Source organism: Plantibacter sp. LMC-P-059a (genome assembly GCF_030209505.1).
GTDB lineage: Bacteria > Actinomycetota > Actinomycetes > Actinomycetales > Microbacteriaceae > Plantibacter.
This window is the reverse complement of the sequence record NZ_JARVRZ010000003.1, coordinates 408,972-433,916: the sequence shown is the minus strand read 5'-3', so window position 1 is coordinate 433,916 and position 24,945 is coordinate 408,972. Positions and strand designations below refer to the sequence as shown.

At 70.3% G+C, this 24,945-nt stretch carries 23 protein-coding genes; 5 read left to right on the top strand and 18 right to left on the bottom strand.

Annotated elements, in window-relative coordinates:
* Nucleotides 1-88: 88 nt before the first annotated feature.
* Both QRN27_RS09275 and dapA read right to left on the bottom strand, forming a co-directional pair.
* On the bottom strand, nt 89-1,765 hold the full coding sequence (locus QRN27_RS09275) for a ribonuclease J (protein ID WP_056012144.1): 1,677 nt from the start codon (nt 1,763-1,765) through the stop codon (nt 89-91).
* A gap of 20 nt (nt 1,766-1,785) precedes the next feature.
* The gene (gene dapA, locus QRN27_RS09270; protein WP_285041992.1) at nt 1,786-2,763 is read right to left on the bottom strand and encodes a 4-hydroxy-tetrahydrodipicolinate synthase; all 978 of its coding nucleotides are present in this window, start codon (nt 2,761-2,763) and stop codon (nt 1,786-1,788) included.
* A 184-nt stretch (nt 2,764-2,947) separates the two neighbouring features.
* Between dapA and QRN27_RS09265 the strand changes: the two genes are divergently transcribed.
* On the top strand, nt 2,948-3,373 hold the full coding sequence (locus QRN27_RS09265) for an OsmC family peroxiredoxin (RefSeq protein WP_056781902.1): 426 nt from the start codon (nt 2,948-2,950) through the stop codon (nt 3,371-3,373).
* A 39-nt stretch (nt 3,374-3,412) separates the two neighbouring features.
* Nucleotides 3,413-4,303 (top strand): TIGR01777 family oxidoreductase, encoded by an 891-nt coding sequence (locus QRN27_RS09260; RefSeq protein ID WP_285041990.1) that lies wholly within the window; start codon nt 3,413-3,415, stop codon nt 4,301-4,303.
* A gap of 6 nt (nt 4,304-4,309) precedes the next feature.
* Here QRN27_RS09260 and QRN27_RS09255 read toward each other — a convergent pair whose 3' ends face one another.
* Together QRN27_RS09255 and dapB are read right to left on the bottom strand one after the other, a co-directional pair.
* The gene (locus QRN27_RS09255) at nt 4,310-4,732 is read right to left on the bottom strand and encodes a hypothetical protein (RefSeq protein ID WP_502929509.1); all 423 of its coding nucleotides are present in this window, start codon (nt 4,730-4,732) and stop codon (nt 4,310-4,312) included.
* An 11-nt stretch (nt 4,733-4,743) separates the two neighbouring features.
* Nucleotides 4,744-5,562, bottom strand: coding sequence for a 4-hydroxy-tetrahydrodipicolinate reductase (dapB, locus tag QRN27_RS09250; RefSeq protein WP_285041986.1), 819 nt, complete (start codon nt 5,560-5,562; stop codon nt 4,744-4,746).
* Between the two features lie 47 nt (nt 5,563-5,609).
* Here dapB and QRN27_RS09245 point away from each other — a divergent pair, with 47 nt between their 5' ends.
* The gene (locus QRN27_RS09245; protein WP_285041984.1) at nt 5,610-6,077 is read left to right on the top strand and encodes a GNAT family N-acetyltransferase; all 468 of its coding nucleotides are present in this window, start codon (nt 5,610-5,612) and stop codon (nt 6,075-6,077) included.
* Nucleotides 6,078-6,124: 47 nt separating this feature from the next.
* Here QRN27_RS09245 and QRN27_RS09240 read toward each other — a convergent pair whose 3' ends face one another.
* The 8 genes from QRN27_RS09240 to QRN27_RS09205 all read right to left on the bottom strand — a co-directional run bounded on the left by QRN27_RS09240 (nt 6,125) and on the right by QRN27_RS09205 (nt 15,628).
* Nucleotides 6,125-6,727 carry a histidine phosphatase family protein gene (locus QRN27_RS09240; protein ID WP_285041982.1) on the bottom strand — a complete coding sequence of 201 codons (603 nt, stop codon included), beginning with the start codon at nt 6,725-6,727 and terminating at the stop codon, nt 6,125-6,127.
* Nucleotides 6,728-8,095, bottom strand: coding sequence for a M16 family metallopeptidase (locus QRN27_RS09235; protein WP_285041980.1), 1,368 nt, complete (start codon nt 8,093-8,095; stop codon nt 6,728-6,730).
* Nucleotides 8,096-8,165: 70 nt separating this feature from the next.
* Entirely contained in the window at nt 8,166-9,239 is a 1,074-nt protein-coding gene (locus QRN27_RS09230; protein ID WP_082456165.1) for an aldo/keto reductase, read from the bottom strand.
* A gap of 170 nt (nt 9,240-9,409) precedes the next feature.
* On the bottom strand, nt 9,410-10,252 hold the full coding sequence (locus tag QRN27_RS09225; protein WP_285041977.1) for an HpcH/HpaI aldolase/citrate lyase family protein: 843 nt from the start codon (nt 10,250-10,252) through the stop codon (nt 9,410-9,412).
* On the bottom strand, nt 10,249-10,764 hold the full coding sequence (locus QRN27_RS09220; RefSeq protein WP_285041975.1) for a MaoC family dehydratase: 516 nt from the start codon (nt 10,762-10,764) through the stop codon (nt 10,249-10,251). Before QRN27_RS09220 ends, QRN27_RS09225 begins: the two co-directional genes overlap by 4 nt.
* Before the next feature lie 7 nt (nt 10,765-10,771).
* Nucleotides 10,772-11,938, bottom strand: coding sequence for an acyl-CoA dehydrogenase family protein (locus tag QRN27_RS09215; protein WP_285041973.1), 1,167 nt, complete (start codon nt 11,936-11,938; stop codon nt 10,772-10,774).
* Complete coding sequence (locus tag QRN27_RS09210) at nt 11,935-14,013, bottom strand: ATP-binding protein (protein WP_285041971.1); 2,079 nt, start codon at nt 14,011-14,013, stop codon at nt 11,935-11,937. Before QRN27_RS09210 ends, QRN27_RS09215 begins: the two co-directional genes overlap by 4 nt.
* Nucleotides 14,014-14,020: 7 nt before the next feature.
* Complete coding sequence (locus tag QRN27_RS09205) at nt 14,021-15,628, bottom strand: carboxyl transferase domain-containing protein (protein ID WP_285041970.1); 1,608 nt, start codon at nt 15,626-15,628, stop codon at nt 14,021-14,023.
* A 105-nt stretch (nt 15,629-15,733) separates the two neighbouring features.
* Between QRN27_RS09205 and QRN27_RS09200 the strand changes: the two genes are divergently transcribed.
* On the top strand, nt 15,734-16,366 hold the full coding sequence (locus QRN27_RS09200) for a TetR/AcrR family transcriptional regulator (protein WP_285041968.1): 633 nt from the start codon (nt 15,734-15,736) through the stop codon (nt 16,364-16,366).
* A gap of 15 nt (nt 16,367-16,381) precedes the next feature.
* Here the strand turns inward: QRN27_RS09200 and QRN27_RS09195 are convergent, their stop codons facing one another.
* Entirely contained in the window at nt 16,382-16,759 is a 378-nt protein-coding gene (locus QRN27_RS09195; protein ID WP_285041966.1) for a VOC family protein, read from the bottom strand.
* 87 nt (nt 16,760-16,846) lie between these two features.
* Between QRN27_RS09195 and QRN27_RS09190 the strand changes: the two genes are divergently transcribed.
* Nucleotides 16,847-17,482 (top strand): TetR/AcrR family transcriptional regulator, encoded by a 636-nt coding sequence (locus tag QRN27_RS09190; RefSeq protein WP_228507236.1) that lies wholly within the window; start codon nt 16,847-16,849, stop codon nt 17,480-17,482.
* Between the two features lie 14 nt (nt 17,483-17,496).
* Here the strand turns inward: QRN27_RS09190 and QRN27_RS09185 are convergent, their stop codons facing one another.
* The 5 genes from QRN27_RS09185 to QRN27_RS09165 form a co-directional block, all read right to left on the bottom strand.
* The gene (locus QRN27_RS09185) at nt 17,497-18,792 is read right to left on the bottom strand and encodes a dihydrolipoamide acetyltransferase family protein (RefSeq protein ID WP_285041964.1); all 1,296 of its coding nucleotides are present in this window, start codon (nt 18,790-18,792) and stop codon (nt 17,497-17,499) included.
* Nucleotides 18,789-19,844: an alpha-ketoacid dehydrogenase subunit beta gene (locus QRN27_RS09180; RefSeq protein ID WP_285041962.1), complete on the bottom strand. Its 1,056-nt coding sequence runs from the start codon at nt 19,842-19,844 to the stop codon at nt 18,789-18,791. The genes QRN27_RS09185 and QRN27_RS09180 overlap by 4 nt, the downstream gene beginning before the upstream one ends.
* Complete coding sequence (gene pdhA, locus QRN27_RS09175) at nt 19,841-21,028, bottom strand: pyruvate dehydrogenase (acetyl-transferring) E1 component subunit alpha (RefSeq protein ID WP_285041960.1); 1,188 nt, start codon at nt 21,026-21,028, stop codon at nt 19,841-19,843. Before pdhA ends, QRN27_RS09180 begins: the two co-directional genes overlap by 4 nt.
* Before the next feature lie 194 nt (nt 21,029-21,222).
* On the bottom strand, nt 21,223-23,514 hold the full coding sequence (locus QRN27_RS09170) for a polyribonucleotide nucleotidyltransferase (protein WP_056012195.1): 2,292 nt from the start codon (nt 23,512-23,514) through the stop codon (nt 21,223-21,225).
* 302 nt (nt 23,515-23,816) lie between these two features.
* Nucleotides 23,817-24,899, bottom strand: a complete 1,083-nt coding sequence (locus QRN27_RS09165; RefSeq protein ID WP_285041957.1) for an FUSC family protein — start codon at nt 24,897-24,899, stop codon at nt 23,817-23,819.
* Nucleotides 24,900-24,945 lie beyond the last annotated feature (46 nt).

The window sequence follows — 24,945 nt, the reverse complement described above, 5'->3', positions numbered from 1 at the left end:
AGCAACGCGGAAGGCGGTCGGCATCACCCTCGCGAATGATGTCCGACCGCCTCCTGGCGGGTTGCGTCGGGTGGACCCGACGGACCGATCAGGCCTCGATGACCAGCGGCACGATCATCGGACGGCGCCGGAACGAGGTGTTGACCCAACGTCCGACGGTCCGACGGATGACCTGCGACAACGCGTGCGTGTCGCGGACCCCGTTCTCGGCGGCCTCGGCGAGGGCCTTGGCGACCTTCGGCTTGATGTCGGCGAAGACCTTGTCGTCCTCGGCGAAGCCCTTGGCGTGGACCTCGGGGCCGGAGATGATGTGGCCGGTCTTCGAGTCGACGACGACGATGACCGAGATGAAGCCCTCCTCGGCGAGGATGCGGCGGTCCTTGAGGTCGGCGTCCGTGATCTCGCCGACCGTCGAGCCGTCGACGTAGACGAGGCCGACGTCGAGCTGGCCGACGACCTTCGCGACGCCGTCCTTCAGGTCGATGACGATCCCGTCCTCACCGATGAAGGTGTTCTGGGCGGGGACGCCGCTGTCGATGGCGAGCTTCTGGTTGGCGACGAGGTGACGGTACTCGCCGTGGACCGGGAGCACGTTCTTCGGCTGCAGGATGTTGTAGCAGTAGAGCAGCTCACCTGCGGCCGCGTGCCCGGAGACGTGCACCTTCGCGTTGCCCTTGTGGACGACGTTGGCGCCGAGCTTGGTCAGGCCGTCGATGACCCGGTAGACCGCGTTCTCGTTGCCCGGGATGAGGCTCGAGGCGAGGATGACGGTGTCGCCCGGGCCCGGCTCGATCGCGTGGTCGAGGTTCGCCATCCGGCTGAGGACGGCCATGGGCTCGCCCTGCGACCCGGTCGACATGTAGACGATCTTGTCCTCGGGGAGGTCCTTCGCCTTCTTGTAGTCGATGAGCAGTCCCTCGGGCACGTTGAGGTACCCGAGGTCGGCGGCGATGCCCATGTTGCGCACCATCGAACGACCGAGGAACGCGACCCGTCGACCGTGGGCGTGCGCCGCGTCGAGGACCTGCTGGACGCGGTGGACGTGGCTCGAGAAGCTCGCGACGATGACGCGACGCTCGGACTTCGCGATGACCTGGTCGAGGACTGGGCCGATCGACCGCTCGAGCGGGGTGAAGCCTGGGACGTCGGCGTTCGTGGAGTCGACGAGGAAGAGGTCGACACCTTCCTCGCCGAGGCGCGCGAAGGCACGGAGGTCGGTCAGGCGGCCGTCGAGCGGCAGCTGGTCCATCTTGAAGTCGCCCGTGACGAGCACCGTGCCGGCGTCGGTGTCGATGAAGACCGCGAGGGCGTCGGGGATCGAGTGGTTGACCGCGACGAACTCGAGGTCGAACGGGCCGAGCGCCTCGATCTGCCCTTCCTTGACCGGAAGGGTGTAGGGCACGATGCGGTGTTCCTTGAGCTTCGCCTCGATGAGCGCGAGCGTCAGCCCGGAGCCGATCAGCGGGATGTCCTTGCGGAGCTTCAGGAGGTACGGCACGGCACCGATGTGGTCCTCGTGACCGTGCGTGAGCACGACGCCGACGATGTCGTCGAGCCGGTCCTTGATGGAGGTGAAGTCGGGCAGGATCAGGTCGACGCCCGGCTGGTGCTCTTCGGGGAAGAGCACGCCGCAGTCGACGATCAGGATCTTGCCGTCGATCTCGAAGCAGGTCATGTTCCTGCCGATCTCGCCGAGTCCTCCGATGGGGATGACGCGGAGCGTCCCCGGTTCGAGGACTGGCGGATCGATGATGGTATTGGGCATGTAGCCCCCCTCTGGTTTGTCTAGCGAGTCGTACCGGCGACCTTGGGCAGCGCGCCACCGGCGGCGGCGTTGCGGTCTGGCCGGAAGTTGCGGAAGTCGACGCCTGGGATGTCCTTCACCAGGTCGATCTCATCCTCGATCTGCGCGGCCTCCCACTCTTCCGGACCGACCAGCGGAAGACGCACCCGCGGGCTCTGGATCCGGCCGAGGCCGTGCAAGATGTATTTGGCGGCGACAGTGCCGGGTACGTGGGTCATGACCGCGCGCACGAGAGGCTCGAGCTGCCGGTGCGCTGCAGTGGCCGCGGCGAGGTCGCCGGCGTTCACCGCGTCGATCATGTGTCGGTAGGGCGTCGGGGCGATGTTCGCCGTGACGCCGATGAGCCCGGTGCCACCGATCGCGAGCGTCGGCAACGCGTTGGCGTCGTCTCCGGCGAAGTACATGAGGTCCGTCTGGTTCATCACGCGGCTGACCTCGCTGAGGTCGCCCTTGGCGTCCTTGACGGCGAGGATGTTCGGGTGCTTCGCGGCGCGGAGGATCGTCTCGTAGGTGATCGGGATCCCGGTGCGTCCGGGGATGTCGTAGAGGATGACCGGCAGATCGGTGGAGTCCGCGATCATGCGGAAGTGGGTGAGCACGCCGGCCTGGGTCGGCTTGTTGTAGTACGGGGTGACGATCATGTTGCCGTCGGCGCCCGCCTGCGCGCTCTTCTTCGCGAGTTCGATCGCGTGCGCCGTCTCGTTCGAGCCGCCGCCCGTGATGATCTTCGCGCGCCCAGCCGCGACGTCCTTGCCGACCTCGACGAGTTTGATCTTCTCCGGGTCCGTCAGCGTGGACGTCTCGCCGGTGGTGCCGGTGACGACGATGCCGTCGGCGCCCGCGGTCACGACGTCGTCGATGTGTCGTTCGACGGCCTTCCAGTCCACCTCGCCGTCGGCGGTGAACGGCGTCACCAGGGCGACGAGGACTTGACCGAAGGGGTTCTCTGCACGCGACACGGTCTCAGGCTATCGGGTTTCCCCCTCCGGGGTCACCACCGGAGGGGTCCTGACACGGGTCTGGGAGCACACCTGGAGCGTCCCGTCGACCGGGTGTCCGCTCGGGTCGATCCGGTTAGGCTGACCCCACGAGTACCCGCGCCGATGCACTCCCGCACGGCCCGACGACGATGGAGGTCACACCATGGCGGTAACGAGCGAAGCGACGACGGTCTGGAACGGCACGCTGTTCGAGGGATCAGGACACACGAGTCTCGACACCTCGGAGGCCGCGGAGTTCGCCGTGGACTGGAAGGCCCGCTCCGAGGGCTCCAACACGACCACCACCCCGGAGGAGCTCCTGGGAGCGGCGCACGCCTCCTGCTACTCGATGGCCTTCGCGAACGAGCTCACCACGGCCGGATTCCCGCCGGAGCGCATCCAGGCGACGGCTGCCGTCTCCTTCATCCCCGGCACCGGGATCACCGGCAGCCACCTCCTCGTCAGCGCGGTCGTCCCCGGCATCTCGGAGGCGGACTTCGAGCGCATCGCCGCAGCGGCGAAGGACGGCTGCCCGGTGTCGCAGGCCCTCGCCGGGATCCCGATCACCCTCGAGGCCAGCCTCGCGTAACCTCCCCCGCCCCGCAGCACGACCAGGAAGGCGACGCGCATGCGCATCGTGATCGGCGGAGCCTCCGGGCTCATCGGAACCGCACTCGGCGGCTCACTCGAGTCGGACGGCCACGAGGTCGTCCGGCTCGTCCGGCGCCCGGCCCGCGGGCCGGGCGAAGCCGAATGGGATCCGCTCGCGGGTTCCCTCGACCCCGCCGTGCTGGACGGGGCGGACGCGGTCGTGAACCTGTCCGGCGCGTCGCTCGGCAAGCTCCCGTGGACGCCCTCCTACCAGTCGACGATCCTGTGGTCGCGCCTCAGCGCCACCCGCACCCTCGTCGACGCGATGCACCGGGCCGATCAGCCGCCGGCGGCGTTCCTCAGTGGCTCGGCGGTCGGTTACTACGGCGACCGCCCGGGCGAGACCCTCACGGAGGAGTCCACCCGCGGGTCCGGGTTCCTCGCCGACGTGGTCGTGGCCTGGGAGGAGTCCGCCCTCGCCGCCCCGGAGTCCGTGCGCACGGTGTTGCTGCGCAACGGCATCGTCGTCGACCTCGACGGCGTCCTCAAGCCGCTCGCGCCGCTCACCCGGTTCGGACTCGCCGGTCCGCTGGGAACCGGTCGTCAGTACTGGCCGTGGATCGGCCTGGCGGACGAGGTCAGGGCCATCACCCACCTCGTGACCTCCTCACTCAGCGGCCCCGTGAACCTCTGCGGGCCACAGGCGGCCAGAGCCGACGACCTCATGTTCGAGCTCGCACGACGGATGAACCGGCCCTACCTCCTGCGCGCTCCGAAGTTCGCCCTCAAAGCGCTGCTCGGTGACGCGGCAGACGGTCTCCTGCTGAGCGATCAGCGCGTCGAGCCCCGCAAGCTCCTGCAGGACGGGTTCACGTTCAACACGCCGACCGTCGAAGACGCCCTGGCCGAGGCGCTCGCGCGGAGCTGAACGCGCTCAGTCGCGCGCGAGCCGGATCGCCTGTCGGATGGCCGCCCTGGCTCGCCGACGATCGCCGGCCCCGTCGTAGACGAGGCCGAGCCGGTACCAGCTGCGCCAATCGTCCGGTGCCGCCTCGGCTTCGTCCCGGTACTTCGGGAACAACTCGTCGGCCGCGTCCCGCAACGGCCGCCCGCTCTCGCGGGTCTCGACCTGCTCGGGTGGGAGTCCGCCCTCCGTCTCGAGACGGGCGCCGAGCCGCTCGGCTCCCACACCGAAGGCGATCTCACGCCAGAGCGCCCAGACGCCGACGACGGGGAGGACGATGAGCGCCGCGCCCATCGCGATGCCGACGGGCTCACCCGTGCCGAGGAGGACGACGGCACGGTACCCGACGAGGACGATGTAGAGGACGAGCAGGATCGCGAGGATCGCGACCATCACGCGGGTCTTCACAGGGTGCTGGCCGCCGCGGCTTGGCCGGACACCTGCTCGGGAGCGCCTGCTGCCGCGCGCCCGCCCGCCGGCGCCGGGCGGTCGATCCCGAGGTCGAGCAGACTGTCGAGCCCGACGGTGACGCCACGAGCATCGCGTGCCGCCGCGAGGGCGAGACGGATGCCGCGCTCGTAGGAGGCCGGCGAGATGGTGTCGTGGGTGATCGTGACGAGTTCGTCGACGCCCCCGAACACGACCTGCTGGCGTGCGACGACGCCCTGGAGTCGCAGGCTGTGGATCGGGATGCTCGAGACCTGCTGCCCTCGGGCACGCTGGTCGGTGTGCGGCGCGGCGACCGGTCCGCGGTCGCCGCGGGCGTCCATCATCAGCTCGGCGGTCCGCACCGCGGTGCCGGAGGGTGAGTCGACCTTGGTGTCGCGATGGGACTCGATGATCTCGATCGAGTCGAAGAACCGGGCGGCGACGGTCGCGAGGCTCGTCGACAGCACGGACCCGAGTGAGAAGTTCGGGATGATCACGACCCCCTGGTCCGGCAGCTCGGCGAGACGACGCCCGAGGCGGTGGACGCGGTCGGCCGACCATCCGCTCGTGCCGACGAGGACGTTGATGCCCTGGGAGACGGCGTGGTCGACGATGCGCTGGCTGACGCCGGGGACCGTGACGTCGACGACGAGGTCTGCGCCGTCCATCTCGCTCAGCTCACTGGAGGATCCGAGCGAGGCGACGAGGTCGAAGTCGTCGAGTGAAGCGATGATGCTCGTGAACAGTCGGCCCATCTTGCCGCTCGCGCCGGCCAGCGCCACTCGTGTCGTCATGCCCTCAGCTTACGTGCTGCCCGCAGGGGTCGTCCTAGGCTGGAGGCATGCTGACCTTCTCCCCCGCCGCCGTCGACACGGAGCCCGCCGCCACGCTCCTCGGCGAGTACTTCACCTCCCGCGAGCTCGGGTTCACGGGCGGCACCTACCGGGTCTTCACCCCGGATCCGGCGATGTTCACCCCGCCCCGTGGAGTCTTCCTCGTCGCCTCCGAGGACGAGGAGCCCGTCGGGTGCGGGGGCGTCCGCCGCATCGCCGACGCCGAGGACGGCGCCGTGCGGTTCGAGATCAAGCACCTGTGGTTGCGTCCGTCGACCAGGGGCAACGGGTACGGGCGCGCGATGCTGACGGCGCTCGAGGAGCGCGCGGTGCAACTCGGCGCCTCCCGGCTGGTGCTCGACACGAACGCGACCCTGGCCGCCGCCGGGGGCCTGTACCGCTCGAGCGGGTATGTCGACGTCCCCGCCTACAACGACAACCCGAACGCGACGAACTGGTACGCGAAGGAGGTCTGAGCACCTCGACAGGCCCGGCGACCGGGGCCGCCGGCTGCGCGGGTCGGTCAGACGGCGTGGGGCTCGGGCAGGCCAGTCCGCAGCTCGACCGGGAGGTGCGCGAGGTCGTTGTGGGTGATGAGGCTCCACGGGCGACCCGCCCGCTGATGCAGCACCGTGAGGCCGCCGTTGGCCTGGTTGATGCTCACCCAGCGCCAGGCCGGGGCCTGCAGGGCCTCTCGGACCAGCCAGCCGATGACGAAGTTGTGCGTGATCAACAGTTCGTGGTGGTCACCGCGCTTCGGTGACAGGAACTCGGCGGCGGCGTCGGCCATCTGCGCCTCGCCGGCCTCGACCTCGGCCTCGGTGATGGACCCGAAGAACGGGTCGAACGCCGACGGCGTCTCCGGGGAACGTCCGCTCGGGACGCAGTCGAACAGCAGGGACGACGGTTCCGGGGTGACGGCCGGCATCCGTTCGGCGATGATCTGCGCGGTCTCCGCCGCCCGCTGCAACGGTGAATGCCAGGCGGCCGTCATCGGCACCCCGCCGAGCCGTTCGGCGAGGAGCTGGGCCTGCCGCCGGCCCCGCGCCGACAACGGACCGTCGGGCAGACCGTGCTCAGCATGCTGTTGCTCGCCGTGTCTGACGAGATAGAGGTAATGGGACATTCAACGCACCCCCGCGATGATCGGAGCGAAGGTGTCCTCGTCGACGGCTCCGACCGCCGACACCGTGATGGGCTGCGCGGCGAGGTGCTGCGCGAGCTGCTGGACCTCGTCCTGCCCGACGAGCTGCAGGCGACGGATGCTCTCATCGAGGTCGATGAACTCGCCGAGCGTCAGCTCCGCCCGACCGAGGCGACTCATGCGGGAGTCGGAGTCCTCCAGGGCGAGCGCCGAGGCACCGCTCAACTGGCCGAGGGCCCGCGACAGTTCGTCGTCGGTCACGCCGTGTTCGGCGAGTCGGTGGAGTTCGGCGAGCATGAGCTCGGCGACCGTCGCGGCCTTCGCCGTGGAGCAGGCGGCGGCGAGCCCGAAGACCCCCGCGTCCGAGTAGCTGCCGGCGAAGGAGTACACGGAGTAGGCGAGGCCACGTCGTTCCCGGATCTCCTGGAACAGCCGGCTCGACATGCCCCCACCGAGGACGGAGTTGAGCATGCTCATGGCGAACCGTCGTTCGTCGCCCGCGATGAGCCCCGGTCCGCCGATCTGCAGATGGACCTGCTCGGTGGGTCGGTGCACCACCGACAGCGGCGGTCCGCCGAGGACCGACGCCGCCGCGAGCGTCCGGCGGGGCACGGGCGCGGCGACCGCGTCCGCAGGCCAGCCGGCCTCCACGAGCGCCGCCGAGACCTGCGCGACGAGCGCATCGTGGTCGACCGCGCCGGCCGCCGTCACGACGACGTCGTTCGCCCGGTAGTTGGCGCGGTAGTGCGCGAGGACGGCATCGCGCCCGACCTCGATGATCGACTGCGGCCGACCGCCGATCGGACGGCCCAGTGGATGCTCGCCGAGGACACCCTCGAAGAACCGCTCGTTGGCGACGTCCCCCGGGTCGTCGTCCATCATGGCGAGCTCCTCGAGGATGACGCCGCGTTCGTTCTCGAACTCCTCCGGGTCGAGCAGGGAGGAGGTCAGCATGTCGGTGATGACGTCGACCGCCATCGGCAGGTCGCGATCACGCACCTTCGCGTAGTAGCAGGTGTGCTCCTTGGCCGTCAGCGCGTTGTGCTCGCCGCCCACCGCGTCGAACGCGATCGCGATGTCGAGCGCCGACCGCTTCGCCGTGCCCTTGAACAGCAGGTGCTCGAGGAAGTGCGTCGATCCGAAGGTCGCCGGACGATCGGCTGTCGCCGGCTGTTCGTCACGGGAACCGACGGCCACCCAGAAGCCGATCGTGGCGCTGCGACTCCCCGGCATGTGCTCGGTGAGGATACGCAGACCGTTGGGGAGGACCGTGCGCCGGACGAGGGCGTCCCCGGATGCGGTGAACGCGAGCTCGGGACGAGTGAGCGGAAAGTCGACGGCGGCGTTCATCATCCCAACCATACGTCAGGTTCCCGGGCGTCGCGCGCTGGCGTCCGCGTCGGAGCGCCGCGGGAAGGCGTCAGCGCAACCGGCCGGAGACGCGGTCCAGTTCGAGGATCTGCCCGCGGCTCAACCGGACGTCCGCCGCCGCGATGAGCGAGTCGACATGGGCCGGCTGGGAGGCGCTCGCGATCGGTGCGACGACGCCGGGACGCGACATAGCCCAGGCGAGGGCCGCCGAGGCGACGGAGCACCGGTTCTCCGCCGCGATCTCGTCGAGGACGTGCAGGACGCGGAGCCCGCGACGGTGGAGGTGCGTCGCGGCGCGGCTGCCGCGGGTGCTCGGATCGAGGTCGGACCGGCTCCGGTAGCGTCCGGTGAGGAACCCGTTCGCGAGCGCGAAGTACGGCAGGACACCGAGGTGCTGTGCCGTCGCGACGAGGGCGAGGGTGCTCTCGTACGGCTCGCGGTGCATGAGGCTGTAGTGCGTCTCGAGCGCGACGAACTGGGTGAACCCGCTCGCCGAGAGGATCCGTGCCTCCATGAGTCGCTCCGGCGTGGTGTTCGAGGTCCCGAGGTACCGGACCTTACCGCTCTCGATGAGCCAGTCGACCGTCCCGAGGCTGTCGGCGAGGGGCACGCTGGGGTCGTCGTCGTGGAAGGACAGCAGGTCGATGTGGTCGGTCTGCAGGCGCTCGAGGGCCGCTTCGACCGCCCGGATGATGCTCACCGATCCGAGGCCGGGGTAGTCCGGGTGGCGCCCGATCTTCGTCGCGACGACCATGTCGTCGCGGTTGCCGCGCTTGCGCATCCAGTTGCCGATGAGGATCTCGCTGCGGCCGCCCGCGTAGCTGTCGGCGGTGTCGACCATGTTGCCGCCGGCGTCGTGGAAGCGGTCGAGGATGTCCGTCGTCGTGTCGGGGTCGACGGTCCAGCCGAACACGCTGCCACCGAGGACGACCGGGAAGACCGACAGCTCGGAATCGCCGATCCTGCGCCTCGGCACGCCGTCGGCGTCGGCACCCTGGACGGGCGTCGGGAACGACGGGTGCGGGACCCGCTGCTCGGGCTGGGGTGCCGTGTCGTCGCCGACGCCCTCTCCGCTCAACAGCGAACTGCCACGGGTGCTCGACGAGCGCCAGAGGTGTGGCATCCCCTGCCCCTCTCTCGGTCGGCCGACCGATGACGCGCTGCACCGCCGGGTTCCGAGCGTTGCGCGAGGTGCCGGTGCTTGTCACCAGGCTAGAGGAGACGGGCGCCTTCCGCGGGACGACATCACGCCCGGGTGGCAACTGATTCGTAACGATTCCGGACGGCGCCGGATCACCGTCCGTCGACCGGCGACCCGGCGCGCGCGAGGACCGAACGAGCGTGCCGCAGGAGGGGTTCGTCGACCATGCGCCCCTCGTGGCGGAACACCCCGCGCTCCCCCGCCGCGGCCTCGAGGAGCGACCGGGCCGCGGCCACCGCCCTGGCGTCGGGACGGAAGGCGGCACGGATCGTCGCGACCTGTCCCGGGTGGATGCAGGCCGAGCCGACGAACCCGACGGCGGCCGCGTCCGCAGCCTCCGCCGCGAGCCCGGCGAGGTCGTCGAGGTCGAGGTGGACCGCGTCGACGGCCATCACCCCGGCCGCTCCGGCGGCGAGCAGCACTGACGACCTCGCGTGCCGGACGACGTCGCGATAGCCGCCGTCCTCGCGGCGGCTGCTCGTACCACCCAAGGACGCGACGAGGTCCTCGGACCCCCACATGAGTCCAACGACCGACGGGTGTCCGGCGAGCGCCGGGGCGCGCACCACGCCGGCCGCGGTCTCGCAGAGCGCGAGGATGCGGACGCCGGGGATCGCGTCGGCGAGCTCGTCGAGCTGCGCCGTGGTCTCCGTCTTCGCCAGCATGACGGTCCGGTAGCGGGTGGACGAGACCGCGGCGACGTCGGCGACGAAATCGTCCGTGCCGACGGGGCCGACACGGACGATCGTCCGTGCGGGATCGAGCGGGTGTTCGACGATCGCCCGACGGGCAGTGGGCTTGTCAGCCGGCGCGACGGCGTCCTCGAGGTCGAGGATAACGGTGTCCGCGCGGGCGGCGGCCTTGGCGAAGCGGTCGGGTCGGTCGGCGGGGACGAAGAGGATCGCCGGTCCGAGCGAGAGAGGCGCGGCCATCATCGCGCGTCCAGGCGGCGGACGAGTGTCGTCCGGGTCGCGGTGGCGACGACGACACCGTCCTGGTTCCGTCCGGTGTGCACGAGCGTGACGAGCCCCTCCCCCGGTCGTGACGCCGACGGCCGCTTGGCTCGGACCAGCGTCTCGGCGTACAGGGTGTCCCCGTGGTGCATGGGGCGGGGGAAGGCGACCTCCGTGAAGCCGAGGTTGGCGACGATGGTGCCCTCCGTGAGTTGCGCCACCGAGAGCCCGACGATGGTCGAGAGGGTGAGCATCGAGTTCACGAGTCGCTCACCGAACGGTTGCGTGGCGGACCAGGCCGCGTCGAGGTGCAGGGACTGCCCGTTCATGGTGAGGGTCGTGAACAGCACGTTGTCCGCCTCGGTGATGGTGCGTCCCGGTCGGTGGCGGTAGGTCGTGCCGACCGCGAACTCCTCGAAGAACAGCCCGCGCTGCTCGATGACCGGGCCGGGACCGTCCTCTGGTCCGTCCTGCGATCCGTGTTCGTCCGTCATGGTCGCCTCAGGATGCGAAGCCGAGTTCACGGGCGATGATCATGAGCTGCACCTCGGTGGTGCCCTCGCCGATCTCGAGGATCTTCGAGTCGCGGTAGTGCCTCGCGACCGGGTTCTCGTTGAGGAACCCGTATCCGCCGAAGATCTGGGTCGCGTCCCGCGCGTTGTCCATGGCGGCCTCCCCGGCGACCATCTTGGCGATGGAGGCCTCCATCTTGTAGGGCGCTCCGCGGTGCATGCGCGAGGCCGCGTCGTAGTAGGCCTGTCTGGCGGTGTGGACCCGCGCCTGCATCTTCGCGATCCGGAAGGCGATCCACTGGTTGTCTCCGATCGGGCGCCCGAAGACGACCCGTTCCTTCGCGTACCGGACGGCCTCCTCGAGGCAGCCCTGGGCCGCTCCCACCGCGAGCGCGGCGACCGCGATCCGTCCGCCGTCGAGCGCCGACAGGAAATTGGCGTAGCCACGACCGCGCTCGCCCAGGAGGTTGGCCTCAGGGACACGCACGTCGTCGAACACCAGGGGGTGCGTGTCCGAGGTGTGCCAGCCGACCTTGTCGTACGGGGGCAGCGCCGTGAACCCGGGCGTCGGGACCGGGACGAGGATGGAGGAGAGTTCCTTGGTCACCCGCCCGTCGGCGCGGGTCCGCTCCCCCGTGACCGCCGTGACCGTGACCAGCCGCGTGATCTCGCTGCCCGAGTTCGTGATGAACTGCTTCGTCCCGTTGATGACCCACTCCCCGTCGATCAGCTGCGCGGTGGTCTCCGTCGCGCCCGCGTCGCTGCCGGCTCTGGCCTCCGTCAGCCCGAAGGCGGCGAGCGCCTTCCCGCTCGCGAGCTGCGGGATCCACTCCTCACGCTGTGCATCGGTGCCGTACAGGTAGATGGGCATGGCGCCGAGTCCGACGCCGGCCTCGAGGGTGACGCCGATGCTCTGGTCGACACGTCCGAGCTGTTCGACGGCGAGACAGAGGGCGAAGTAGTCCATGCCGCCGCCGCCGAGCTCCTTCGGGAACGGGAGCCCGAAGAGTCCGAGCTCCCCCATCTGCGCGATGATGTCGTACGGCAGCCGGCGCTCGGTGTCGTACCGGTAGGCGGCGGGTGCGACGACCTCGTCGGCGAAGGCCTTCACCGTGTCGACGATCCGTTGGTGCTCCGGGCTGAGCTCGGTGTTCATGCTGGTGCTCCGTTCGTGGGTGCTGCGACGGGGTCTGCGGCGATCGTCGCGACCGATTGGCGGGTGGCGACCGTGCCGCCCGTGGTGACGTGGACGGTGACGACGCCGGCCGCGGGCGCGGTGAGGAGGTGCTCCATCTTCATCGCCTCGACGGTGACGAGCGGTTGTCCGACCGAGACGTCGTCGCCGCTCGCGACGTGGACGGCCGTGACGGTGCCGGGCATCGGGGTCCGGACCTCCGGCTCGACGACGCCAGGTGCCGATGCGGCCCCTGCTGACGGCACCGCGTCGCGTGGGACGACCGCGACGGCGCCGATGACGCCGTCGAGAGCGGTCCAGCGCTCGTCCCCGATGCGCATCGTCTCGACGGAAACGCTGGTCCCGTCGTACTCGAAGCGCCGGGCGCCGTCCGTCCGCGCGAAGACGGCGGCATGCACGGGTTCGGCCTCGGCGACCGTGACCCAGGCATCGTCGCTCGGACCGAGGACGTCCACCCTGACCCGGCGGCCGTCGTCGGTCCGCAGATGGACCCGCGACGGTGAGGCACCGCCGAGCCTCCAGCCTCCGGCGTCGGACCACGGCGTGCCGAGCGTGTCGGTGCGGACGGCCAGGGCGACGGCGCGATCGTCCAGTTCGGCGAGCGCCGCCGCCACCAGGGCACGGTCGTCCGGCGCGGTCACCGACGACTCGGCGAGGAGTTCGGCGATGAGACCGGTGTGCAGGCGTCCCTCGACCACGTCCGTGTCGGTGACGAGGCGTCGTAGGAAGCCGAGGTTCGTGCGGACACCGAAGACGATCGTCGCCGCGAGGGCCTCGTCGAGTCGCCGCAGGGCGGATGCGCGGTCCGGTGCCCAACAGACGATCTTGGCGAGCATGGGGTCGTACCAGGGGCCGACGAACTGCCCCTCCGCGATGCCGCCGTCCACCCGGACGTCGGGCCCCACAGGCAGGCGGACCCGTTCGAGCACCCCGGTCTGCGGCAGGAACCCGCCCGCCGGGTCCTCGGCGTACAGCCTGGCCTCCACCGCGTGACCGGTGAGCACGATGTCGTTCTGAGTGAGCTCGAGTGGTTGTCCGGCGGCGACACGCACCTGCCACTCCACGAGGTCGAGTCCCGTGACGAGCTCGGTGACCGGATGCTCCACCTGCAGCCGGGTGTTCATCTCGAGGAAGGCGAACTCGTCCGGCCGGTCGTCGGCGACGAGGAACTCGACCGTGCCGACGCCCCGGTACCCCACACTCCGCGCGACGGTGCAGGCGGCCTCACCGAGCCGTGCCCGCTGAACGGCGTCGATGAGGGGCGACGGGGACTCCTCGATGACCTTCTGGTGTCGACGCTGGAGCGAGCACTCGCGTTCGCCGAGATGGAGGACGGTCCCGTGGGCGTCGGCGAGCACCTGCACCTCGATGTGCCGGGGCCTCGTGACGAACCGTTCGAGGAGCAGCGTCGGGTCGCCGAAGGCGGCTTGGGCGACCCGATGAGCCGAGGCGATCGCGGCGGACAGCTCCTCGGCGCGCTCCACCACCTGCATGCCCTTGCCACCGCCCCCGCCCGCCGGTTTGACGATGAGCGGGAACCCGATCTCGATGCCGGCCGCGGCGAGCGCGTCGTCGTCGAGCGAGGGATCGGCGACGCCCTCGATGATCGGCACGCCTCGGGCGGCGACGTGGTCCTTGGCCCGGATCTTGTCCCCCATGAGCTCGAGCGCCCGCTCGTCAGGGCCGATGAAGACGATCCCGGCTGCGGCGAGCGCCCTCGCGAGGGACGGTTGCTCGGACAGGAAGCCGTAGCCGGGGTGCACCGCCTCCGCTCCGGTCTTCAGGGCGGCACCGACGACGGCTGCGACGTCGAGGTAGCTCTCCGAGGCGACCGCCGGTCCGATCCGGACCGCACGGTCGGCGAGGCGGACGTGCGGGGCGTCGCGGTCCGCGTCGCTGTAGACGGCGACACTCTCGACGCCCATGGCTCGAAGGCTGCGGATGACGCGGCAGGCGATCTCGCCGCGGTTCGCGACGAGGACGGTCCGGAACGGGCGCTCGAGCGCGGTGTCCGGTCGGTTCGAGTTCTCGGTCATGGTCCCGTCACATCCTGAAGAGGCCGAAGCCGGGGGCGGGGAGCGGTGCCCTGGAGCACACTTCGAGCGCGAGTCCGAGGACGGTCCGGGTCTGCGCTGGGTCGATGATGCCGTCGTCCCACAGCCTGGCCGTCGAGTAGTACGGGTTCCCCTGCTCCTCGAAGGCGGCGAGGATCGGCGCCCGGAACGCCGCCTCGGCCTCGGCCGTCCACTCCTCACCCCTGGCCTCCAGCTGATCGCGTTTGACGGTCGCGAGGACGCTCGCCGCCTGCGGCCCGCCCATGACCGAGATCCGTGACCCCGGCCACATCCAGAGGAAGCGAGGATCGTAGGCACGACCGCACATGGAGTAGTTCCCGGCACCGAAGGACCCGCCGATCACGACCGTGAGCTTCGGCACCCGGGTGGTCGCGACGGCGGTCACCATCTTCGCGCCGTGTTTCGCGATCCCGCCCGCCTCGGCGTCGCTGCCCACCATGAAGCCGGAGAGGTTCTGCAGGAACAGCAGCGGGATGCCCCGTTGGTCGGCCAGTTCGATGAAGTGCGCCCCCTTCAGTGCGGACTCGCTGAAGAGCACCCCGTTGTTGGCGACGATGGCGACGGGGTGGCCGTGCAGGTGCGCGAACCCGGTGACGAGGGTGTCGCCGTACTCGCGTTTGAACTCGGAGAACTCGCTGCCGTCGACCAGGCGTGCGATCACCTCGCGGACGTCGTAGGCGGTCTGCAGTTCCACCGGGACGACGCCGTACAACTCGGACTCGGGCACGGCGGGCGGGATGCTCGGACGCACCGCCCAGGCTCGCTCGAGCGGTGGCGGGAGGGTCGCCACCGCCTCCCGGAGGATGTCGAGCGCATGGGCGTCGTCGTCCGCGAGATGGTCCGTCACCCCCGAGACCCGCGCGTGGAGTTCCCCTCCTCCGAGCTGCTCCGGGGTCACGACTTCGCCGATCGCCGCTTTCACGAGTGGAGGTCCACCGAGGAAGATCGTGCCCTGGCCGCGCACGATCACGTTCTCGTCGCTCATGGCCGGCACGTAGGCGCCACCGGCGGTGCAGGAGCCGAGCACGGCGGCGAGCTGCGGGATGCCGGCCGCCGACATCCGGGCCTGGTTGAAGAAGATCCGCCCGAAGTGGTCACGATCGGGGAACACCTCGTCCTGCCTCGGCAGGTTGGCCCCGCCGGAGTCGACGAGGTAGAGGCAGGGAAGCCGGTTCGCGGCCGCGATCTCCTGCGCACGCAGGTGCTTCTTGACCGTCATCGGGAAGTAGGAGCCGCCTTTCGCGGTCGCATCGTTCGAGACGACGAGCACGTGTCGGCCGTGGACGAGCCCGATCCCGGCGATGACGCCTGCGCCGGGACTGGCCCCGTCGTACATGCCGTCGGCCGCCAGCGGCGCGATCTCCAGGAAGGGGCTGCCCTCGTCGAGCAGACGGTCCACACGCTCCCTCGGCAGCAGCTTGCCGCGGGCGACGTGGCGAGCCCTCGACGAGGCCGGACCGCCCGTCGCGGTGGCGGCCAGGGTCTCCGCGAGCGAGCGGGACAGGGCGCGCTGCGCCGCCTCCTGTTCCCGGAATCGTGCTGAGGCGGGATCCGCACTGCTCACGAGCTTGGACACTCGGGCTCCTGTCGTCGTCGACCGTGTGGGTTTTCAGTTACTGAGCACTCACTGAAACACAGGTTACGCTTCATTCACTGAAAATGTCCACCCCGAGGAGGTCCGATGTCGAACCAGGAACCGTCATCGTCGCCCACCACACGCGTCGGGCGCTCGGAGGCCAAGGCGGCCCGCCGCGCGGCCCTCCTCCGCTCAGCCGCCGGACTCTTCGCCGAGCGCGGGTTCACCGGCGTGTCGATGGAGGACCTCGGAGCCGCGGTGGGCATGAGCGGACCAGCCGTCTACCGGCACTTCGTCAGCAAGCAGGCGGTACTCGCGGCACTCCTCGTCGGGGTCAGCCAGGACCTCCTGGACGGTGGCACGGCCGAAGTGGAGCGGTCCGCGGACGCCGCAGGGGCGCTGCACTCGCTCGTGTCCTTCCACGTGGCCTTCGCCCTCGAACACCCCGACGTCATCCGCATCCAGGACCACGATCTCGACAGCCTCACGCCCGACGACCGACGCACCGTCCGCACCCTGCAGCGCCGGTACGTCGAGCGCTGGGTGGACGTGTTGCACGCCCTGCACCCGTCCGCCTCCTCAGCTACCCTCCGGATCAGGGCCCTCGCCGGCTTCGGTCTCATCAACTCCACGCCGCACAGCGCATCGCTCGGGCGGAACGACACCGGGGCGGTCGACCGGGACGCGATCCGATCGACCCTCGAGCGGATGGCCGTCGCCGCGCTCAGCGCCCCGTGACGGAACCGCTCGCCGTCAGTCGGAGAGCACCGACATCACGTTGCCCGCCGGGTCGGTGAACCAGGCGATGTCCGGCCCGTTCCCACGCATGATGCCCTTCTCGTCGGTCGGGAGCTGCTCGTCCGGGTAGAGCTTCGTCACCACGCCGCGTGCGTTCAGCTCATCGACCGCCGCATCGATGTCCGCGACCGCGAGGTTGAGGACGGTGAAGGACGCCGGCACGTGGTCGGGCTTGCCGTAGACGAGGACCGACCCGCCCGCGGGGAGCGACAGGTCGAGGAACCCCATCGCATTGTCGGCGACGGAGAGGCCGAGGACATCGCGGTAGAACGACCTGGCCGCGTCGATGTCGTCGACCGAGAACCCGCTGAAGACATCCGTGTACGAGACCATGAGCCGCTCCTCCGCGTCGATGTGTACACTGTGCACAATGCCACGTCCCGCGCGATCCGTCCAGAGCATCGCGACAGAATGGAACCCATGAGCGTTCCCGCACCGGCACGAAGCACCTACCGGCACGGCGATCTCCGCCAGGCGTTGCTCGAGGCCGGCGTCGAGATGGCCAGACAGGGCGGACCGGACGCCGTGGTACTGCGGGAGGCGACCCGGCGCGCGGGCGTCTCACCGAACGCCGCCTACCGCCACTTCGCCGACCGCGACGCGCTCGTCCAGGCCGTCTCCGACACCGCGCAGGGACTCGCCGCCGACCGCATGGCCACCGCCCTCGCGGCCGTGGAACCGACGGGTTCCGCCCCCGCGGACGCACGGCTGCGCCTGCGCGCGGTCGGCACCGGTTACCTGCGGTTCGCGCGCGAGGAGCCAGGCCTCTTCCGGGCGGCCTTCTCGGTGCCGCACGACCTGAACGAGGCGATGAGCGTCGGCAAACGGGGCGCCTCCGGCCGGACACCCTTCGAGACCCTGGCCGGCGTGCTCGACGAGCTCGCCGAGACGGGCGTGCTCCCGCCCGCACGACGACCAGGCGCCGAACTCCTCGCCTGGTCGTCGGTACACGGACTCGGCATGCTCATCATCGACGGCCCGCTCAGAGGCCTGGACGAGGCGACCGTCGAGTTCGCGACGGAGCACCTCCTCGACCTCGTCGACCGCGGGATCTGAGCACCGCAGGACAATCACACCATCGTCAGCACCATCGCGGGATCGGCAAGCATCGTCCCGAGGTCGACCAGGAATCGCGACCCCTGCTCCCCGTCGATGAGCCGATGGTCGAACGACAGCGACAGCGTCACGACCTGCCGCAACGCGACCTGCCCCTCGAACTCCCACGGGAGCCGGCGGACCGCACCGAGCGCGATGATCGCCGCCTCCCCCGGGTTCAGGATCGGCGTTCCCGCGTCGACACCGAAGACGCCGACGTTGGAGATCGTGATCGTGCCCCCACGCAGCTCCGCCGGTGCGGTGCGTCCCTCACGCGCCGTCCGGACGAGGCTCGACACGGCGTCCGCGAGGTCGAACAGGCTGAGTTCGTCCGCGCGCGCGATGTTGGGGACGAGGAGTCCCCTCGGGGTGGCTGCGGCGATCCCGAGTCCCACGTGCGCGTACTCGACGATCTCGCCCGCCGCCTCGTCCCAGCTGGCGTTGACCGCCGGGGTGCGTTTGACCGCGATGCACACCGCCTTGGCGAGGACCGTGAGGATGTTGACCCGGTGATCGCCGATGCGAGGCGAGTGGGCGAGCGCGTCGAGCAGGGTCATCGTCGGCGTCACGTCGACGGTCAAGAACTCCGTCACGTGCGGAGCCGAGAACGCACTGCTCACCATGGCCTCCGCGGTCCGTCGTCGCACCCCGGTGATCGGTCGCCGGACCGAGCCGTCATCAGACGCCGTGACCCGATCCGGAGCGACCGGCGACGATCCCGGCGAACCGCCCGCCGCCAGCTCCACCTCTTCCCTGAGGACCCGACCACCGACGCCGGTGCCGACGAGGCTGCCGAGGTCGACTCCGAGATCGCGGGCGAGCCGACGGACCGGCGGTGTCGCGCGCGGACGCGTCGCCGGACGGGTAGCGGAGACGACGACCGGGTCGTCGGCCGACGCCCTGGCCCGCCGCCGCGGCCGCTCTCCGCTCGAGGTCCGCGGGCCGTAGCCGACCAGCACGGGCTCGCGCTCCCCGGCCGGGGACGAACGGTCGACCGCCGTGGCTTCGGGCCGTGGTTCCGGCGAGGGGTCGTCACCATCGGGAGCGAAGTCGACGAGCGCCTCGCCGACGAGCACGGTCGTCCCCGGTTCGACGTAGAGTCGGGTGACCACACCAGCAGTCGGTGCGGGCAGCTCGACGAGCGCCTTCGCGGTCTCGACCTCGGCGATCACCTGGTTGAGGTCGACGTGGTCGCCGACGGCGACCCGCCAGGAGACGAGTTCGCTCTCGGTGAGTCCTTCGCCGAGGTCGGGCAGGGAGAAGCGCTTCATCGTCGCCCCTCCTCGTCCGTCGTCGCAGCGGTTCGTCCCGCGACCCGATCGGTGGACGACGGCATCGACGACCGGCGCCCCATCGCCCGGTCAACGCCGTCGAGGATGCGATCGAGGTCCGGGAGGAAGTGGTCCTCGAGGGCCGACGCCGGATAGGGCGTGTCGAAGCCCGTCACCCGCACCGGGGCCTCCTCGAGCACGTCGAAGCAGCGCTCCGTGATCGTCGCGGCCAGCTCGGCGCCGATGCCGCCGGAGCGCTGCGCCTCGTGGGTGACGACGAGCCGTCCGGTCTTCTCGACGGACGCCACGACGGCGTCGACGTCGATCGGGGCGAGGGAGCGCAGGTCGATCACCTCGAGGTCGACACCCTCGTCCGCGGCGGCCTCCGCGGCGTCGAGCGCCGTCTGCACGAGGGGTCCGTAGGCGACCAGGGTCGCGTCACGGCCCGAGCGGACGGTCCGAGCGTGGGTGAAGGCCAGCGGATCGGTCGGCAGGTCCTCCAGCACCTCCCCTTTCGTCCAGTACCGCCGTTTCGGCTCGAAGAACAGCACCGGGTCATCACAGGCGATCGCCTGGCGGATCATCGTGTGCGCGTCCTGCGGGTCCGAGCAGGTGACCACCCGGAGGCCGGCCGTGTGGGCGAAGTACGCCTCGGGCGACTCGGAGTGGTGCTCGACCGCGCCGATGCCCCCGCCGTAGGGCACCCGGATGGTGACGGGCATCCGCACGGCCCCTCGTGTGCGGTAGTGGAGCTTGGCCAGCTGCGCCACGATCTGGTCGAAGCCCGGGTAGATGAACCCGTCGAACTGGATCTCGCAGACCGGCCGGAAGCCCCGGAAGGCGAGTCCGACGGCCGCACCGATGATCGCCGACTCCGCGAGCGGCATGTCGATGACGCGGTCGGCCCCGAACTCGGCCTGCAGGCCGTCCGTGACCCGGAACACGCCGCCGAGACGGCCGATGTCCTCGCCGAGGAGGAGGACGCGGTCGTCGTCGGCGAGGGCATGGTGGAGACCGGTGTTGATCGCCTTGCTCAGGGTCAGCGTCGTCATCGCACGCCTCCTGTTCCGTCGGCGCCGTCGAACGACTCGAGGTAGGAGCGGTATTCGTCCCGTTGGCGCTCGAGGACCGGATGCGGCGTCGCGTAGACCTCGTCGAACAGGGAGAGCGGGTCCGGGGCCTGCAGCGCGAGACACCCGGCGCGGACCCGTGCGGCGGCGGCATCGGCGACCCTGGCCACCCGCGCCCGAGCCGACTCGTCGAGCACGCCCGCCGCATCGAGCAGTCGCTCCACCCGGACGATGGGGTCCTTCGCGCGCCACGAGGCCACCTCGGCCTCGTCGCGATACCGGGTCGGATCGTCGGAGGTGGTGTGCGGACCCATCCGGTACGTCACGGCCTCGATGAAGGTCGGGCCGCCGCCGGAGCGAGCACGGTCGACCGCGATGCGCATCGCCGCGGTGACGGCGAGCACGTCGTTGCCGTCGACGCGCATACTCGGGACGCCGAACCCCGGTGCCCGCTCCGCGATGGGGCGCTGCGCCTGCAGCCCCACCGGCTCGGAGATCGCGTACTGGTTGTTCTGGCAGACGAAGACGACGGGTGCACGGAAACTCGCGGCGAGGACGAGGGCCTCGCTGACGTCGCCCTGACTCGTGGCTCCGTCACCGAAGTAGGCGACGGCGACGGCATCCGAGCCGTCGCGCTGGCAGCCCATGGCGTAGCCCGTCGCATGCAGCGTCTGCGCGCCGATGATCACGGCGGGTGTCGCCATCCCGACGGCGAACGGATCCCAGCCGGACAGCGCCGTCCCTCGCCACATCGCCATCAACTGGTCGAGTTCGACGCCCCGGCAGTAGGCGACCGCTTGTTCGCGATAGCTCGTGAAGACGAAGTCGTCCGGCCGCAGGACGCGGGCCGAGCCGACCTGGGCCGCCTCCTGCCCGAGCAGCGGCGGCCAGAGGCCGATCTCGCCCTGTCGCTGCAGGGCGGTCGCCTCCGTGTCGATCCGGCGGCTGACGACCATGTCCTCGTAGAGGCCGAGGAGTTCATCCAGCCCGAGGTCGGCGACGAAGAGGTCGTAGAGCGCGTCCTCCCGACGGTGTCCGTCGGGGTCGATCAGCTGGACGAGGTCCGACGGGCCTGGGCCCCGGGCCGCCTGATCCTCCGGAGACCTGTGGCGTGCATCACCTCCCGCCCCGTCCGGATCCTGCGGGAATTGGGTGTGAGTCTCCATCGACACGATGCACGCCGCCTTGAGTTCGGTGACCGCACGGCGGTGCCTCGTGAGCGGTGCCGTGCCCCCGCGTCATCGCGAGGTGGTCCGAGGCTACGCCGGATCGTCCCGACCCTCAACCGTCGACTCTCCCACCGACGGCAGAACGCCCGCTCCGCAGGAGCGGGACGGGCGTTCTGGCGATGCGGGGTCGATCAGCCTTCGGCGGGAGCCTCAGGGCCTTCGCTGGCAGCGTCGCTGCCGTGCGTGTCGGCCTCGTCGGCGACGACCGGAGCGAGCGACAGCTTGCCGCGGTCGTCGATCTTCGTGATCTCCACGAGGATCTTCTGGCCGACGCCGAGCACGTCTTCGACGTTCTCCACACGCTTGCCACCGGCGAGCTTGCGGACCTCGGAGATGTGCAGCAGGCCGTCCTTGCCCGGGAGCAGCGAGACGAACGCGCCGAACGCGGCGATCTTGACGACGGTTCCGAGGAACTGTTCGCCGACCTCCGGGTTGGTCGGGTTGGCGATCGCGTTGACCTGGGCGCGAGCGGCCTCGGCCGACGGACCGTCGACAGCACCGATGTAGACGGTGCCGTCCTCCTCGATGGAGATGTCGGCGCCGGTCTCGTCCTGGATGGAGTTGATCGTCTTGCCCTTCGGGCCGATCAGCTCACCGATCTTGTCGACGGGGATCTGGACGCTGATGACGCGAGGCGCGGTCGGCGCCATCTCGTCGGGAGCGTCGATCGCCGCGTTCAGCACGGAGAGGATCGTGGTGCGGGCGTCCTTGGCCTGCTGGAGCGCACCGGTCAGGACCGAGGTCGGGATGCCGTCGAGCTTCGTGTCGAGCTGGATGGCCGTGACGAACTCGGAGGTACCGGCGACCTTGAAGTCCATGTCGCCCAGGGCGTCTTCGGCGCCGAGGATGTCGGTGAGGGCCGCGTAGCGGGTCTCGCCGTCGACGACGTCGGAGATGAGGCCCATGGCGATACCGGCGACGGGTGCGCGGAGCGGCACACCGGCGTTCAGCAGCGACAGGGTCGAGGCGCAGACGGAACCCATCGAGGTGGAACCGTTGGACCCGAGGGCCTCGGAGACCTGACGGATCGCGTAGGGGAACTCCTCACGGCTCGGCAGCACCGGCACGAGGGCGCGCTCGGCGAGGAAGCCGTGCCCGATCTCGCGACGCTTCGGCGAACCGACCCGGCCGGTCTCACCGGTCGAGTAGGGCGGGAAGTTGTAGTGGTGCAGGTAGCGCTTCTTCGTGACGGGCGACAGCGAGTCGATCTGCTGCTCCATCTTCAGCATGTTCAGCGTGGTGACACCCAGGATCTGGGTCTCGCCGCGCTGGAAGATCGCGGAACCGTGGACGCGTGGGATGACCTGTACCTCGGCGTCGAGCGGACGGATGTCGGTCAGGCCACGGCCGTCGATACGGATGCCCTCGCGCAGCACACGGCCACGCATGACGACCTTCGAGACGGACTTGTACGCGGCGGAGAACTGCGCGAGCACCTCGGCGTCGAGCGAACCGGCCTCGACACGCTCGGCGATGGTCGCCTTGACGCGGTCCTTGAGGGCGTCGTCGGCGTTCTGGCGCTCGATCTTGTCGGCGATCTGGTAGACGTTCACGAGCTCGTCGTGAGCGAGACCGGCGACGGCGTCGTAGCTCTCCTGCGTGTACGGGAGGAACACGGGGTAGGCCGCGATCTCCTTGGCCGCCTGCGCGGCGAGTTCGCTCTGCGCCTTGACGAGCTGCTTGAGGAACGGCTTGGAGGCCTCGAGACCGGCCGCGACGACCGCCTCGTCGGGCTTCGTGGCGCCGCCCTTGATGAGGTTCCAGCTGTTCTCGGTGGCCTCGGCCTCGACCATCATGATCGCGACGTCTTCGTTGCCGTTGGCGTCCGTCACGATCCGACCGGCGACGATGATGTCGAAGACGGCCTCCTCGAGCTGGTCGACCTTCGGGAACGCGACCCACTGGTCTGCCTCGCCGGCCTGGCCGGGGATGAGGGCGAGACGGACGGCACCGATCGGGCCGGAGAACGGCAGGCCCGAGATCTGGGTGGACATCGACGCGGCGTTGATGGCCAGGGCGTCGTAGAACTCACCCGGAGCGATCGAGAGGACGGTGATGACGATCTGGACCTCGTTGCGGAGGCCGGTGACGAACGACGGGCGCAGCGGCCGGTCGATGAGGCGGCAGACGAGGATCGCCTCGGTCGAGGGGCGGCCCTCACGACGGAAGAACGAACCGGGGATCTTGCCGGCGGCGTAGGAGCGCTCCTCGACGTCCACCGTGAGGGGGAAGAAGTCGAAGTTGTCCTTGGGGTGCTTTCCGGCCGAGGTGGCCGAGAGGAGCATGGTCTCCTCGTCGAGGTACGCGGCGATCGCGCCCTGTGCCTGCTGCGCGAGGCGGCCGGCTTCGAACCGGACCGTGCGCTTGCCGAACTTGCCGTTGTCGAGAACGGCCTCGGCGAACTTGATTTCTGGACCTTCCACAGGTCTCTCCTTCGTACGTGTGCGCTCCCGTCGAGTGACGGGCCGCGCGCCCCGAATGGACGCGCCGTCGAGCGCGGTCGTGCATGATGCAGCGCGCAACGCAGCCGCAGTACTTGCTCAAGCCGCCCGGTCTTCCGGGACTTGGCTGGCCACCAGTAGAACACCACCCGCGGATCGCGAGGGATACACCACCGAGGACCAGCTTCCTGTCGGCTGGCTCTGCGCGCGGCGGACCTGTGACGGTCCACCGTGGATGAGCCTAGCAGAGGGGGTGTCCTGGAGGCCCGGCACGACACGGATGCTCAGGTGGCGGGCGGGGTTCCGCCGGGCCCGGCCGCTCGGCGGTTCCGCCGGTCGAGTCCCCAGGACGCCACCAGCAGCACCATGGCGATGGCGGCCCCGATGAGGGTGTCGAAGACCCGCTCCCCCACCACGTCGAGGACCGGTGACCGCGACGACGACGTGCTGATGACGAGGACGAGCGGCGTGATGAACACGAGCGCCAGGGCGTAGTGCCGGATGACCACGAGCTCGATGGTGAACTGCAGCGCCGCCAACACCAGGGCCAGCACGTAGCCGTGCGGTTCGAGTGAGGCGACGAGCAGGAAGACCCCGGCGCCGACGAGGGTCCCGAGCACGCGGTGCACGCCGCGGGTCGCGCTCAGGGTGCGCGAGTGCCCGACGCTGAGGATCGCGACGGCGGACCCCGCGATCCAGTACCCGTGCCCGAGTCCGAGCAGGTATCCGAGGAGCGCGCTGCACGCCAGGGCCACGGTCAGCCGGACGGCGACCCTGCGGTCCGACGGACTGAGGCGGTACTCCGGGAACAGGACCCGCATCGGGGTGGGCTTGCCGGCGGCCCGGCGGACGCCCGGCACGAGGAGCGGTACCACCACGACGAGGATGGCGAAGAGCGATCCGGCGGCCACGAGGGTGATCACGAGGCGACCGTCGATTCCGGCACCGCCGATCGCCGTCGGTGCGCTCAGATGCCCGGCGATGCCGAACACCAGGATGAAGAACAGCGCCCCCGGCGGGCCGAGCACGATCCCCTGGACGAGCCAGACCGCGGCCGCCCCGACGACGAGCAACCCGAGCGCGGTCAGCGGACGGGAGCCGGACAGCGAGACGCCGAGCGCCGAGGCGAGGACGAGCGCGACACCGATGAGCGGCAGCACCCAGAGGCGGTCGCGTCGACTGAGGGGGACGCAGTACAGCGCCGTGAACGCGCCGAGCCCGGCGAGCAGCCCGAGCGAGGTCGCGCCGGCGGCCGTGGCGACGGCAACCGGGACGGCCATCGAGATCGCGGCCGTCAGGGCGGCCGGCCATCGCTTGGGCGACGGCGCGAAGGAGATGAGGGAGGTCTTCAGACCACGTTCGGCCATCTCGTCCTCCCCTCCGCGTGCAACCCTGCAACGGTACGCCATTCCG